Here is a 15,046-nt window from a genome sequence, read left to right as displayed (position 1 = left end):
ATCAGCTTTAGGAGACGATACTTGAATATGAGCGATGGAAATCCTTGCCGGTAGCATGTTTGTATTCGATGGCAAAGGTTCTGTAGGCGATTTTTGAGTCTTCTATCATGTTAAGTTTCAGCATGGCATTAATTTGGTGCACCAGCGCTGTTTCATTTAAAGGATCGATGTTAAAAAGGGCTTCTGCCAGCGAAATCGTAGTGGGATACGATTCGCTGGTAAAGCTCTTTTCCACTTCCAGTATCAAGGCTGGTTCAAGTTTGGTCTCTGCTTCTTCTTTGAACAAGTCGAACAAGGGATCGTCTAAGAGGTAGAGGAATTTACCTCTGGATACGATTCCGGCGAACTCATCGCTGTGCTTGTCCATCTGGTGGGTGGCGATGACCTGCAGGCACCTTGCATAGTCACAGTAAGCCTTTTCATGGAGGATGATTTTATAGTGCCCTTTGTCGTGGACCAATTCTATTCCCTCCAGCTCGCCCAAGGTTTTTCGTAGGTTGTTAATTGTCACACCACGGGAGTTTTTGACTTTGTCGGCAGGTTTATCCGGCCAAAGCAAATTGCTGAGATGCTGCGATGTAATGCCGTCTTCCGATAAACTGTAATGCAGGATCAGACAAAAGACCTGTTTTAGTTGAGCGCTGAACATATAGGTAATGTCCCTGCCCTTGGCGTCGCGGACCATAAAATTACCGAAAAGGTAGATGGAATTGGAAGGTACGGTTTTCGCTGTTGTTGGGGCCGGTTTTTTAACCTCAGCTTCCTCAGGACGATCCTCGGTGCCCGGAGATTTGGATTTTAACTTTTTATACAGAAAGAGCCCCAAACTTATTATCCCGACACCCAGAATCAAAGCCATTAGGGGGGCTTTGCTATTTTGTTTTGCCGGGAAATCTGATAACTCTTCCCTCGTAATAGCAGGAAATGCCAAGGAGTAGATTTTTAAATCCGAAGAGATATCATCCTCAAATTCTTGTACCACCGCATACAGGTTGTTGAGTCCTTTGTCAAAATAGAGGTTGGCATTGGTAGTGATTTTGTCAGATCGGATGGGAATGGAGTCTCCCAATATTTCGTAGCTGCCATCCTTCAGCGAGAAACGATACAAATGAAGAAAAGATTCCGAAAAATGTTCAGGATAGCAGAGTGTATATAGACTGGAATCATTCAATATTACCATTCCCCGTACAGGGACGACGTTGTCATTTTTCCAAGGGATTTCCCAAAGCTTGGTAACATGCTTGGCGTCCAGGTCTACCTGATAGAGGTCGTAGTAGTATTTCCTTCCGACGGATTGGTCCCCAGACTCATTTCCCATCCCGCCGAGGATATATAAATTATTATTTTCAGGTTGATAACCGACAGAAGAGAAGTAGCGTGGAGTAATTACATCACCTGTAAATCCATCGGTTTTCTTCCATTGATTCTTTTTCAAATCGTAAGAAAAGAAATTTTTGCTGTACTTCATGCTGCCAAAACCTCCGAAAATACTGTATTGGGAGGAGTAGTGATCTATATAAGATCCATGGTGATGAAGCTGGGTAGGGAGTTGTTGGTAGCTTTCTTCTGTCCATTGATAGGTGTCTAGATCCAGGCTGGCCACAGTAGGGCCTTGGTAGGGGAAGTCATAATATGCTTCATAGGTGTATAATTTGTTTTGGAGGCTATCGATAAAGTTAGTGCCCAAGACAAGCTCCACAGGGCATTTTTGATCGAAAATAACTGTTCGGATATTGCCCGAACGAACATTGTAGCTCCAAAGTGAATCCTGGTTATAATAGTAAATTTCCTGTTTTTTTGGGTCATAGTTTGCTCCGGCTACGGATGCAGATTTAAACGAAGCCTGATGTTTCCAATAATAGGCATAGTTTTTCAACCAGTCTGGATTGATTACGTTGCCGTATGGATTGCCGTTGATGTCGTGGACGATATTGCCTTCATTTTCATAGAGGGGGAAATGATAGGTTTTCTTCCCGACGATTGATAGGTTTTTGATCGAAAAAGCAGGGACATCGATGATATGATCACTTTTTCCGAAAAGAATTTCGGGATGATAGGTGTCTTGGAGATGTTGGTTTTTGGCAGTAAACGTTTTATTATCAATGGTAAGTGTGATGGAATCACCGATGAGGTCGAATGAGATTTTCATGTCAAACCATTGGTGGTTAAACAATTGGGTCCTGTCCATTTTGGCCACGATAAGGTTGGTTTTTCCCTCCTCATTAAATTTAAAAACGATATTGTCACCTTGACTGTCATAGAATAAATTAAAAATCCGATTGTTTACGCCGGTTTTGACCCTAAGGATGTATCCGATTTCTTCGACTGGACTTAGCGATAGGCTGAAGTCAATATCAAAATGGTCAGGAAATTTCGCGTCATGCTCTCCAAAAATAGTGTATGAGGTGCGTTGGTTTATTGCTTGTTCGTTCCCCTGGAATTTAAGCCCTCCGTTAAAGAATGACTGTAGGATGATAAAACCAGAAATCAAAGAAGCTAAGAAGTACATTTTAGTAAATGCGAACATCGTGGATATTTATAGATCAATTGCTTATAGGGGTGGTGGACATATGATGTTCATTTAGCTGGTGCGGAGGTACCGGGTGGGTTTCAATATCCTAAAACAGAAGCCATGAACCTGAGTTCCACATGCATCATTATCCTTTTCAAAAGTAGAATTTTCGAAAATTTGATACAAATGCTTTTCCAATTTAGTTAATATTTTAGGTTTCATATAAAACCATATTTTATCGAATGAAATCCTTCGATCTTTTAGGGGAAATATTGCTTACAGAAAAATCACAAATGGTGTTTTGAATTATTGCAAGAGAGTTGCTGTTAAAGCAGCCAAAAAGACACCTCTTCGTGGTGATGATCATTAGAGAAGAGGGAATTCGTGTCTGCCAGAAACCGCAAGCTTATGGTGCTTAAAAACAATATAGTACATTGTTTAAAAAGATTTAATACTTGTTCTCTTGACAGAGCGAAATCCATTGCATACTTTTGGCTCCAATCATGAAAATGTTGATCAGACTGATATTGTCCTTTAGCATTCTGCTTTCGAGTGGAATAGCACCACTGTTTTCGATACAGCATCTGGAAAAATTTTCTGAGCCAACATCATACCTTTCTACAGCCCAAAGTCAGTCCTCACATCATTTAGAGGACATCGTTTTCAAATCCTCTTTTTCTGGCCTTAAAAAAGGGACATACCCTGCAGAAGGGGAAAACATTGAGGAGGAAAACGAAAATACTTCTTCTAGAAAGAATGTTGAACGCGGCGGAACCTCCGCTGTCCTCTTTTTTGACTATTTAATTGGTGAATTTTCTGCCACCAGCCTAAAAGGCTTACCTTTCTGCAAGCACTTTTCCCATATAATATCGTATCGTTGGCACCTATTTATTCAGGTGTTCTTGATATGATACATCGCTTTTTTTCTTATTCGACAAGGCAATAATCCTATTGCCTGATGTTCCATTTATTACCCATTATTTTCTAATTCCACCATTGCCCAAAATCACCTGGCATTCTATGGCATTTAATGTCCTGAATGTTTAGGCGTGTCCGCTATTACCACGCCACGAAACAAGAAACCAAAACATTTAAAAGAAAAATTATGAGAACGAGTATCCTCATGTTAATGGGCTTGTGTGCCTTATTGCTGCATACGAGCTGTGACTCCCATGGAGAGGAAAAGAAAGAAGAGGTTTACAGGCTGCAAGTCACCAATCCAGTCCGGATGGATACGACCATCACCGAGGATTATGTATGCCAGATACACTCCATCAACCACATAGAAGTGCGTGCCCAAGAGCGTGGCTATCTGGAAAAAATCTATGTGGACGAGGGACAGTTTGTGAAAAAAGGACAACTCCTCTTTAAGATTATGCCCAAGCTTTATCAGGCGGAACTTCAACGTGCAAAAGCAGAGGTGAATTTTGCAGAGATAGAGTACCAAAACACCAAATCCCTAGCGGATAGGGATGTCGTAGCGCCAAATGAACTGGCCATGGCCAAAGCCAAGCTTGACAAGGCGAATGCAGAGCGGGCCTTGGCACAGGCTCATTTCGATTTTACTGAAATCCGTGCGCCCTTTGATGGGATCATCGACCGGTTTCATGTACGGGTAGGTAGTTTGATTGATGAGGGGGAATTGCTTACAAACTTGTCCGATAACGGCAGAATGTGGGTGTACTACAATGTACCCGAAGCGGAATACCTGGATTATATGACCAGTCTAAAAAAAGACAGCTCTGTTACCATGGTAAACCTGCTGATGGCCAATAACAAAGTGTTTGGCCATCCCGGGAAAGTCGAAACGATCGAGGCGGACTTTAATCACGAAACGGGAAACATCCCTTTCAGGGCTACTTTCCCTAACCCTAATGGACTTCTAAGACATGGCGAAACAGGTAACATCCAAATGGCTGTGCCTTTCAAAAATGCCATGATCATTCCACAGAAAACCACTTTTGAGGTGCTGGATAAACGATACGTCTACGTTTTGGACGAAGGAAACAGACTGCATTCCAGGGAGATTAAAGTGGCTGCAGAAATGCCCCATTTATATGTGATCCAAGATGGTTTGGAGGAAAATGACAAGGTACTCTTGGAGGGCTTGCGACTAGTGAGGGAAAACGATGAGATCCATCCGGATATCGTGTCCCCGGAAGAAGCGATGTCCAGCTTAGGCCTTTATGCGGAATAATCGAGTCTCATAAAAAAAGCGCAGTAATGTTTCAAAAATTCATTCATAGGCCGGTATTCGCTATCGTGATATCGGTCATTATCGTCTTTGTAGGTACATTGGCCATTAAGAAATTGCCCATTTCTCAATTTCCACAAATTGCACCTACTTCTGTAAACGTATTTATCGCTTATCCAGGTGCCAGTGCAGACGTGCTGGTGAAGTCAACACTGATTACGCTCGAAAACTCCATTAATGGTGCCCAAGGAATGCGGTACATGGCTACTGATGCTACGAGTGCCGGTGAGGCAACCCTTCGTGTGATCTTTGAACCGGGTACGGATCCCAATCAGGCTGTCATCCGGGTCAAAACCCGCGTAGACCGCGTCATGCCCCTGTTACCGGAGCTGGTGCAGCGGGAGGGGGTGGTTATTACTCCCATCCAGCCCAGTATGTTGATGTATGTCAACTTATATGGGTCGGATGAAAAAATGGATGAGAAATTTCTCTACAATTACGCCAATGTCCACATGATCCCCGAGATCAACCGGATCAAGGGGGTGGCAAATGCGCAGATTTTGGGTAGCCGTCGTTACGCCATGCGTATCTGGCTAAATCCTGATCGAATGAGGGCGTACGATATTTCCGTGGAGGAAGTAATGGAAGCGCTCCAAGAGCAAAGTATCGTAGGCCGCCCAGGTAGGCTGGGGAGAAGTTCGGGCATCGAAGCCCAGTCGCTGGAGTATGTATTGACCTATAAAGGCAGGTATAATGAGCCCGAGCAATATGAAAATGTCATCATACGAGCCAATGCAGAGGGGGAAAGTATCCACCTGAAGGATATCGGCAAGGTGGAGCTGGGAAGCGAGTTTTTTGATATTTACTCCAATTTGGACGGCCACCCGTCTGCGGCCATTGTGCTAAAGCAAAATTATGGTAGTAACGCCAGTGAGGTGATCGAAACGGTAAAGGAAAAGCTGACGGAGATGAAGGCCAATTTCCCTCCCGGAGTAGATTACAAGATCAGTTATGATGTTTCCAATTTCTTGGATGCCTCCATTGAGCAGGTAATCCATACCCTAAGGGATGCCTTCATTTTGGTGGCCTTGGTGGTGTTTGTCTTCCTTGGCGATTGGCGGTCCACCTTAATTCCTATTTTGGCTGTTCCGGTATCCCTAATTGGGGCTTTCTTCGTCATCCAGTTTTTTGGACTTTCAATCAACTTAGTGACGCTTTTTGCGCTGGTACTGGCCATCGGTATTGTCGTCGATGATGCCATTGTGGTGGTGGAAGCGGTGCACGCCAAGATGGAGGATTTCCCTCATCTTACACCTTACCAAGCGGTAAAAAGGGTGCTTGGAGAGATCAGTGGAGCCATTATCGCGATTACCATGGTAATGGTGTCGGTGTTCTTGCCGATTTCCTTTATGAGTGGTCCTGTCGGTACGTTCTATCGACAGTTCTCCATTACGATGGCGAGTTCTATCGTCATTTCGGCACTGATCGCCCTGACGCTTACACCGGTACTTTGTGCCATGCTGCTGAAAAACCATCATGGCAAAGAGAAAAATGGCAATATCCTCACCAAATCATTGGACAAGTTCAACAGCGGATTTGACAAGCTGACTGGCAGGTACGTGGCCTTGCTAAAACGAATGGTGAGTAGAAGGTGGTTGACATTCGGTATTTTGATCGCTTTCTGTGCGGGGATTTACTTAGAAAGCCAAATCCTGCCATCCGGGTTTATCCCAAGTGAAGATCAAGGTACCATCTATGCCATCATCCAGACGCCTCCCGGTGCTACCTTGGAACGAACCAATAAAGTGTCCAAAGAGCTTCAGAAAATCTGTGAAGAGATCGAGGGAGTGGAGTCAGTATCTTCCTTGGCGGGGTATGAGATCATGACAGAGGGGCGTGGTTCCAATGCAGGTACTTGTCTGATCAACTTGAAAAAATGGTCTGACCGCAAGCATACCGTAAAAGAAATCATGGAAGAGCTGGAAGAAGAATCCAAAGGGCTGGGAGCCGTCATCGAATTCTTTGAGCCACCGGCCATTCCAGGCTTTGGTTCTTCCGGTGGCTTTTCTATGCGATTGCTTGATAAAACAACCGATACAGACTATCAGGATTTTGACAAGATCAACAAGCAGTTCATGGATGACCTTGGCAAGCGCAAAGAGCTAACAGGCTTATTTACCTTCTTTGCTGCCAACTATCCACAATACGAACTGGTGATGGACAATGAACTGGCCATGCAGAAAGGGGTTTCTATCGGAAAAGCCATGGAAAACCTCAATATTATGATCGGTAGTACCTATGAGCAAGGATTTATCAAGTTTGGGAGGTTCTTTAAAGTCTATGTTCAGTCTGATCCTAAGTTCAGGAGGCTTCCTTCGGATATATTGAACCTGTATGTCAAAAATGAAGAGGGAGAAATGGTGCCGTATTCGGCCTTTATGACACTGAAGAAAACACAGGGACCCAACGAAGTGACGCGTTTCAATATGTACAATTCCGCGGCCATTAGAGGACTTCCGGCCAAAGGCTATACGACAGCTGATGCCATCGCCGCCATCCGTGAAGTGGCAGCCCAGACATTGCCCCAGGGATATGACATCGCCTGGGAGGGGCTTTCTTACGATGAATCCAACAGGGGAAATGAATCCTTGTATGTTTTCTTAGTGGTGTTGGTGTTTGTGTACTTCGTACTGGCTGCGCAATATGAAAGTTTCATTATTCCATTGGCAGTAGTGACATCGTTGCCTGTTGGGGTGTTTGGTTCATTCCTGTTGCTGAAAATGATGGGCTTGGATAATGATATTTATGCCCAGATTGGCTTGATTATGCTTATTGGTCTTTTGGGTAAAAATGCCGTATTGATCGTGGAGTTTGCCGTGCAGAAACGCCAGCAGGGATCTACGATCCTGGAAGCTGCCATAGAGGGTGCAAAAGTACGTTTTCGTCCTATTTTGATGACTTCTTTTGCCTTTATCGCAGGGCTGATTCCATTGATTATAGCGACGGGAGCTGGTGCGATCGGTAACCGGACCATTGGAGCCTCGGCATTGGGCGGCATGCTGTTCGGTACCATCTTCGGGGTGATTATCGTACCAGGCCTGTATTACATATTTGGCAAGTTGGCAGATGGTCGTCACCTGATAAAAGACGAAGACGAAGTTCCTTTAACTGAAGAATACAATTACAATGATTAAGAGAATAATATATATATCGCTGGGAGCGGCCATTATCTCACTGGCCGTGACGTCGTGCAAGACTCCCTCAGTAGTAGAAAAAACGCCTAATACGGCAGTTCCGGAGAGCTTTGACAGCTCTTCGGATGCTACCAATACGGTGAGACTGCCATGGCAAAAGTTCTTTACGGACCCTTACCTGAATGCATTGATCGATACAGCACTGGGCAATAACCAGGAGCTGAACATTATCTTGCAGGAAATCGCCGTGTCCAAAAATGAAATCAAAGTAAAAAAAGGGGAATACCTACCTTCTGTGGACATCAGAGCGGGTGCTGGCGTGGATAAAGTGGGCCGGTACACTAGCCGTGGTGCCAGTGAGGCGACCACGGAAATAGAGCCAGGAAGGAAAATGCCCGAGCCGCTGCCTGATTTTATGGTTGGAGCCTTTGCTTCGTGGGAAGCGGATATCTGGGGCAAGCTGCACAATGCCAAAAGAGCTGCCGTGACCAGGTACCTTTCTTCGGTAGAAGGAAAAAATTTCATGGTGACCAACCTGATTGCCGAAATTGCCAATTCCTACTATGAACTCCTGGCATTGGACAATCAGCTGGCCATCGTGAAAAGAAATATTAAAATCCAAAGCGATGCCTTGGCGATTGTCAATCTTCAGAAAAGTGCTGCTAAGGTAACCGAGCTAGCTGTGAAGAAGTTTGAAGCAGAGGTTTTTCATACCAAAAGCTTGCAATATGATATCCAGCAGGAAATTACAGAGGCTGAGAATAAGATCAATTTCCTCGTGGGAAGGTTTCCGCAGCCTGTCCTTCGGGATTCGGAGGCTTTTATAGACTTGGTGCCGAAGCAGGTGCAAGCAGGGCTTCCCGCCCAGTTGCTGGATAACAGGCCGGATATTCGTCAGGCCGAAATGGAGCTAGCCGCAGCCAAACTGGATGTAAAAGTGGCCAAAGCAAGGTTTTATCCGTCTTTGGGTATTTCTGCAGGAATCGGTTTTCAAGCATTCAATCCGTCCTACCTGATCAAGACACCGGAATCCTTGCTGTACTCATTGGCAGGGGACTTGGCAGCGCCATTGATCAACAGAAATGAGATCAAGGCAACGTATAAAAGTGCCAATTCCAAGCAGATTCAGGCTGTTTATAAGTATGAAAAAACCATTCTGAATGCCTACGTGGAGGTAGCCAACCAACTGGCCAAGATTAAGAACTTGGAAAAAAGTTATGGGCTGAAAGAAAAGGAAGTGCAGGTCCTGACTACCTCTATCAATATAGCGGGAGATCTCTTCAAATCAGCAAGGGCGGATTACATGGAAGTGCTGTTGACCCAGCGCGATGCCTTGGAGTCCAAGTTTGACCTGGTAGAGACCAAAATGCAGCAAATGAACGCCTTTGTGAATATGTACCAAGCCCTCGGTGGAGGCTGGAATTAAACCCTGGATATGCATTAGCCTTTCTACGCCGCGGCGCACAAGTGTTGCGACCTGAAATTATTTCAAAATCAGCTTTCCCTGGCATTCTCCGAAGGATTTAGGGAAGACAGACTATTGCGATTCCTAATACATAATCTTGGTTAAATGCATCATTATTGACCTGCTAAAATCGGATGGGAGACGCCCACCGTAAACAAAAAGCCTTCAGAGCAAGAACTTTGAAGGCTTTTTTGTTATTGTATTTTTGACCAAAATGATTTTGGTAAAGGGAAGATCAAAGGACATACTCCTTAAATATGCGCTCTAAGGTATTGTCGAGATCATCACTAAAGCCGGAGTGTGGACGGGAGGTTTGAATGACCGAGCTTCGCACGGCCGTAAGCCATCGAAAGCGGGAAGCCTTGTCCATGGTGGCGATTGGCCCTTGGCTTCCATTACATATTTTTTCAAAGGAAGCCAAGTTCTCCTTGATCATTTGTACATCTGCCTCTGGGTCCAGCGCGAGCAGCTTAGCCTGATCGAGGTGAAGTTTTCCACGTAAAAAACCGCTTTTTGTACCGGAGATAATCACTCCGACATTTATAAATTCCTCTCTTTCCACCCGTGGGACCACCCTGATAAGGGCGTAATCATATAAGTGTTTTCCTTGCATGGTTGGCTTCTTTGGTAAATTGATCTGCGTGGGCATGTCGAAGGCTTAGAAAACCTTCGTAAACACCGGCCAGCTCCGAGGGATCTTCGCTCTCTCCTCCTGCAAGCAGCCAGTTTTTGGGTACAAGCGAGACGATCTGCTTGAATATTTCTGGTGTCAGGAGCGGTTTAAGCGCTTCATTGGCCTCGTCCAACATGCTGGCTTGCGGCAGAAGGACATGGTTTTGGATGATAGGAAAGTTGCCCTTGGCATTTCGCTCCCAATGGTGCCAACTGTGGTGAAAGAGAAAGGATGCCCCATGGTCGATGAGCCACAACTCACGGTTCCACATCAGCATATTGGTGTTGCGAAAGGTCCTGTCCACATTGGTGATCAGCATGTCCAGCCATACTATTTTTGAGGCCAATAGCGGGTCTACGGGCATGGCCAAGGGATCGTAATTGATGGCATGGGATAAGAAGTGGAGGGCCAGGTTTAGCCCTTGGCTTCCTTTGAGCAAATCTTGAATTTCTTCATCTCCTTCCGATCGACCAAATGCCACATCGAGTTCAGCAAAGACCAACTCGGGTACTTTAAAGCCCAAAAGCCTGGCGATCTCGCCACCCAGAAGTTCAGCAATGAGGGCTTTTTCCCGCTGGCCGGCGCCCCGGAATTTCAGTACGTAATTAAAGCCATCATCCGCCTCGGCAAGGGCCGGTAGTGAGCCGCCTTCCCTAAGGGGCAAAATGTACCTCATTACATTGACAGTACGGAGTTCGTTTGGTGTTTTCATGTGCAGCTGAAACAAGATATACTTTTCCAATGCCTAAAACTACAAGGCCTTGGGAAGCAAATGTCGATCGTTATTGATCCAAATATTGGACAAATATTTAACTTTAAAAATTTTCAAGACGAACATGTATGCGCTTATCTTCCGGTTCTTCTTTTTGGTGTGTCCCGGAAAAACAGCAGTTCATTCATGAGCTGACTGAAAATGACCTCGTTGTCACCATATTTGTTGACCAGTCTATCCCAAGTGGATTTACCAAATTCCAATTTGTTTTCCCGGCTGTCTTCATAGATCCAGCGGTCAAAAATATCCTTTCGTAAGGAGGCATTTTCATTGTTAGATTCGTATACGAGACCGCCATTTTTTTCTTTCGTAAAGGATGTTTTTCTTCCATTGATGGACTCTTCCCTAGTGACATTGCCAAAAATGTCCTCACCTATTTCCAATTTATAGTCCCTATTGTCTTCGATGATTAAATTATCAAAAACATCAATTTCATAAGTTGCTTTGTAATTGGATTCCCGTCGGTATTGGCGGACCAGGTCCATTAGGAACATTCGTTCTTCCCGTTCGTTTTCCAGCATATCACCATATTCCCAGTGGAGGTAGTCCTTTTCAAAGGTGACTTTATTTCGTTGATTGTCGGTATAAATCAGGTCGTCAAAAACATCCTTTTCTAAGGTGGCTTTGTATTCGCCATTTCTGGAGCTGTATTCCAGATCCCCGAAAAAGTTACGTTCGATAAGTTGGCCATAAGCCAACTGTTGTGTCAAAAGAGCGGCGAGGAATAGGAGGTATCTTTTCATGTTGTTCGATTTTAAAAACCAGTAGCGCTTTGTTTGCCAATTCAAAAGGTATGCCAGTATAGCATTGCTTTTGCGCAGCGTCACTACTCTATAGTGACCGGACAGTTAGTTGTGGCCCATCCAAGGTCTTGGTGCTTTGGTCATTTACGATTGAAAAACCCAAGTCCACCATCGATAAGTATTTTCCAGGAGGGATTATAGGGTTGGATTCACTCTTGCAAAGTGGATAGGTAGGCGTGATTTTCTGGTCTAACAACCAAGGTGTGTTCAGTATTATTGACCCTCCTGGGGGCAAGACCAATTCCTGCTGTTCCAAGCTATATTCACACCATACTCCAGTGATGGGAACCCCGAAACTAAATACCTCCTTATCGCCCCAAACAGCAAATGGGCGGTTGTTGAGAAAGTCTGGGTTTAAGATAATTTACTTGTGAAATGTATAAATGAGGTACTCCCTTTAATTTCTTCAAATTAATGAATAACTTCTCATCCCTTTTCCTCGGAAGGGGGCAGACACAGAATAAACACAAACTAGCTTAAATAAAATTTATCATGGTAGGTACGTTTGACACGAAAACCCTTCTTCAAGACCTTGGACTCAACGAAGTAAACAAGGGTACTTGGACAGGAGTGGAATATATAGATCTCAAAGGGGAATGGCTCAGCAGTCACTCTCCTGTGGATGGTAAGGAGATAGGAAAGATTCAGATGACCACGCGCGAGTCCTATGAGAAAGTGATTGAAAAAGCCGGAAAAGCCTTCAAGGTTTGGCGGAATGTACCTGCTCCACAGCGCGGTGAAGTGGTACGCCAGATTGGAATAGAACTCCGGAACAAAAAGGATTTGTTGGGCAAACTGGTATCCTACGAAATGGGCAAATCCTACCAGGAGGGGCTCGGTGAAGTACAGGAGATGATTGATATCTGTGATTTTGCAGTAGGCCTTTCGCGCCAGCTTTATGGACTTACCATGCACTCTGAACGACCAGGTCACCGAATGTACGAGCAGTGGCATCCATTGGGAATTGTAGGAGTAATTTCAGCATTTAACTTTCCAGTGGCTGTTTGGTCCTGGAATACGATGATCGCTTGGGTATGTGGTGATGTATGTGTGTGGAAACCCTCTGAAAAAACGCCATTGACCTCTTTGGCCTGTCAGGTTTTGGCGGCGGAGGTTTTCAAGAAAAATGGCTATCCTGAAGGAATCACTTCTATGCTTACTGGAGGTGCCACGGTGGGGGCTTTTCTGACACAAGATCCCAGGGTAGCACTTATCTCAGCCACTGGGTCCACGAATATGGGCAAAGCAGTAGGGGAGACTGTTGGAGGTAGATTAGGAAAGGTGCTCTTGGAACTTGGCGGTAATAATGCCATTATCATCACTGAAAATGCCGATTTGGATATAGCGATCCGCGGTGCGCTCTTTGGAGCTGTGGGGACAGCTGGGCAACGATGTACTAGTACGCGGAGGCTCATCATCCATGAATCCGTATTCGAAGAAGTGAAAGATAGGTTAGTTGCTGCATATGCTAAACTTACGATCGGAAATCCATTGGATGAGAAAAACATCATTGGGCCGTTGATTGACACTGCTGCCGTTCAAAACTACCTTACTGCCATTGAAAGGGTGAAAGCAGAAGGTGGAACGGAATTGGTAGCTGGAGGTCTTCTGGAAGGGGAAGATTATTCCTCGGGATGCTATGTGACGCCAAGTGTCTTTGAAGCAGAAAACCATTTTCAAATTGTCCAAAAGGAGACTTTTGGGCCGATCTTGTATTTGGTCAAGTACCAGGAATTTGAAGAAGCCATTGCTATGCAAAACAACGTTCCCCAAGGACTTTCTTCTGCAATTATGACGACCAACATGCGCGAGGCAGAACGCTATCTTTCCAGTGAAGGCTCAGACTGTGGAATCTCCAATGTCAATATTGGAACATCCGGTGCTGAAATTGGAGGTGCTTTTGGAGGGGAAAAAGAAACTGGTGGAGGCAGAGAGTCTGGTTCAGATGCCTGGAAAGCTTACATGAGACGACAAACAAATACCATTAATTACAGCACTGAACTTCCTTTGGCCCAGGGTATAAAATTTGATATTTAACCTGAAATATCAATGTCGTTTAGTTAAGGATTTTTTTTAATTTTTGGGTAAGCAAAGGGAGCGTAGTTTTTTTGAAAGAAATCTGACAACGAGAAAGTCCTTTTCCTTTTCGGAGGACTTTTTAAAACTATTAAAAAACAATATAGAAAATGGATTGACACGAGACAGGTTCCGTACGACTAACAAAGCATTTGTTCGCCAGCGGTGTTTGGGGTTTACTGATCTTATCTACTTTATGTTAGGTTTAGGTAAATCCAGTGTTCAGCAAGAGCTGGATGATTTTTTTTCGGATAAATTGGTCAGCTGTTCCAAAGGAGCTTTCAGTCAGCAGCGATCCAAACTAAACCCCAAGGTGTTTACCTGGCTGAATGGAAAACAATGTTCTTTTTATTATAATAAAGCCAGCCATGTCCGTAGATGGAAAGGTTTTCGGCTTATAGGTATTGACGGCAGTACTCTGCAGCTTCCTTACAGTAAAGAACTGGCAAAAGGTTTTGGCCAGTTCGAAACCCGGACTGAAAACGGCAGAAAAGTAGTCCTGGCCCGTGTTTCCCAAGCCTACGATGTACTCAATCAAATCAGCATAGATGCCAAAATCAAGCATTACAGGACAAGTGAACTTTCTCTCTGTGAAAGTCACCTTCCCTGTCTGGGGCAGGGAGACCTGCTTATAAGGGATCGGGCCTATGCGGCCTTTTGGCTCATGTCCTCATTGGTTCAGCAACAAAAATCTTTTGTCATCAGGGTAAAGGCAAACAGGAGGAAACAGGCAAAGGCATTTTTAGCATCTACCCAAAAACAGCAGTTAATAGAGGCCTCCCCTTCCAAAGAGGCCATATACAGGTGTAAGGAAAGGAATATTTCTACTGAGGCACTCAAATTAAGACTGGTACGGGTACCGATTGAATCAGGAGAAGACCATATATTGGTAACCAACCTGGTTGACCATAAAAAGTACCCTGTCAGGGAAATCCGTGAGCTTTATAGGAAAAGATGGCCTGTTGAAGAGTCGTTCAAACTACTGAAAACCAGGGCGGAACTTGAAAACCTGAGCGGAAAGACGGCCAGGGCCGTTCTCCAAGATTTTAACAGCATCATTCTCAGGGCCAACTTGAGCAACATCCTCAGTAAAACACTTACCAAAAAAGGGGGTGACTACTGTAACAAAAAACGGAAAAATACTTATCAGATCAACAGAACCCAGGCTTATCGTAAAACCAAACCTATACTTGATCAACTGAACAAAGGGATCGACAAAATCATCGGAAAAATATCCGATTACGCTTTCAAACTATTGCTTCAGCTTGAAATAGTGCGGCCCAACAGGTCAGTTCCAAGAATAAAAAGGTATAGCGCTAGACCCAGCAATTTTATAACTTATAAACCTTAACTAAAC

The 15,046-nt window shown here is 44.5% G+C and carries 10 protein-coding genes; 6 read left to right on the top strand and 4 right to left on the bottom strand.

Annotation, left to right across the window (positions count from 1 at the left end; all coding sequences use genetic code 11):
- Positions 1-7: 7 nt before the first annotated feature.
- Positions 8-2,527 carry a Kelch repeat-containing protein gene (locus tag FKX85_RS02325; protein ID WP_141613199.1) on the bottom strand — a complete coding sequence of 840 codons (2,520 nt, stop codon included), beginning with the start codon at positions 2,525-2,527 and terminating at the stop codon, positions 8-10.
- Positions 2,528-3,015: 488 nt separating this feature from the next.
- Between FKX85_RS02325 and FKX85_RS02320 the strand changes: the two genes are divergently transcribed.
- The 4 genes from FKX85_RS02320 to FKX85_RS02305 all read left to right on the top strand — a co-directional run bounded on the left by FKX85_RS02320 (position 3,016) and on the right by FKX85_RS02305 (position 9,326).
- Positions 3,016-3,423 carry a hypothetical protein gene (locus FKX85_RS02320; RefSeq protein ID WP_141613198.1) on the top strand — a complete coding sequence of 136 codons (408 nt, stop codon included), beginning with the start codon at positions 3,016-3,018 and terminating at the stop codon, positions 3,421-3,423.
- A gap of 194 nt (positions 3,424-3,617) precedes the next feature.
- Positions 3,618-4,709, top strand: coding sequence for an efflux RND transporter periplasmic adaptor subunit (locus FKX85_RS02315; RefSeq protein ID WP_141613197.1), 1,092 nt, complete (start codon positions 3,618-3,620; stop codon positions 4,707-4,709).
- Between the two features lie 26 nt (positions 4,710-4,735).
- Positions 4,736-7,900 (top strand): efflux RND transporter permease subunit, encoded by a 3,165-nt coding sequence (locus tag FKX85_RS02310; protein ID WP_141613196.1) that lies wholly within the window; start codon positions 4,736-4,738, stop codon positions 7,898-7,900.
- Positions 7,893-9,326, top strand: a complete 1,434-nt coding sequence (locus FKX85_RS02305) for a TolC family protein (protein WP_141613195.1) — start codon at positions 7,893-7,895, stop codon at positions 9,324-9,326. The genes FKX85_RS02310 and FKX85_RS02305 overlap by 8 nt, the downstream gene beginning before the upstream one ends.
- Positions 9,327-9,600: 274 nt before the next feature.
- Here the strand turns inward: FKX85_RS02305 and FKX85_RS02300 are convergent, their stop codons facing one another.
- The 3 genes from FKX85_RS02300 to FKX85_RS02290 all read right to left on the bottom strand — a co-directional run bounded on the left by FKX85_RS02300 (position 9,601) and on the right by FKX85_RS02290 (position 11,553).
- Positions 9,601-9,978 carry a DUF3037 domain-containing protein gene (locus tag FKX85_RS02300; RefSeq protein WP_141613194.1) on the bottom strand — a complete coding sequence of 126 codons (378 nt, stop codon included), beginning with the start codon at positions 9,976-9,978 and terminating at the stop codon, positions 9,601-9,603.
- Positions 9,956-10,750 (bottom strand): HipA family kinase, encoded by a 795-nt coding sequence (locus FKX85_RS02295; RefSeq protein ID WP_141613193.1) that lies wholly within the window; start codon positions 10,748-10,750, stop codon positions 9,956-9,958. The genes FKX85_RS02300 and FKX85_RS02295 overlap by 23 nt, the downstream gene beginning before the upstream one ends.
- 134 nt (positions 10,751-10,884) lie before the next feature.
- Entirely contained in the window at positions 10,885-11,553 is a 669-nt protein-coding gene (locus FKX85_RS02290) for a hypothetical protein (protein ID WP_141613192.1), read from the bottom strand.
- Positions 11,554-12,105: 552 nt separating this feature from the next.
- Between FKX85_RS02290 and amaB the strand changes: the two genes are divergently transcribed.
- Together amaB and FKX85_RS02280 are read left to right on the top strand one after the other, a co-directional pair.
- A complete protein-coding gene (gene amaB / locus FKX85_RS02285; protein WP_141613191.1) occupies positions 12,106-13,650 on the top strand; it encodes an L-piperidine-6-carboxylate dehydrogenase in 1,545 nt (514 codons plus the stop codon).
- A 43-nt stretch (positions 13,651-13,693) separates the two neighbouring features.
- A complete protein-coding gene (locus tag FKX85_RS02280; protein WP_317130662.1) occupies positions 13,694-15,040 on the top strand; it encodes an IS4 family transposase in 1,347 nt (448 codons plus the stop codon).
- Positions 15,041-15,046: the final 6 nt, after the last annotated feature.

The organism is Echinicola soli (assembly GCF_006575665.1).
GTDB lineage: Bacteria > Bacteroidota > Bacteroidia > Cytophagales > Cyclobacteriaceae > Echinicola > Echinicola soli.
The sequence above is the reverse complement of the archived record's forward strand: the minus strand, read 5'-3'. Positions and strand labels throughout refer to the sequence as shown.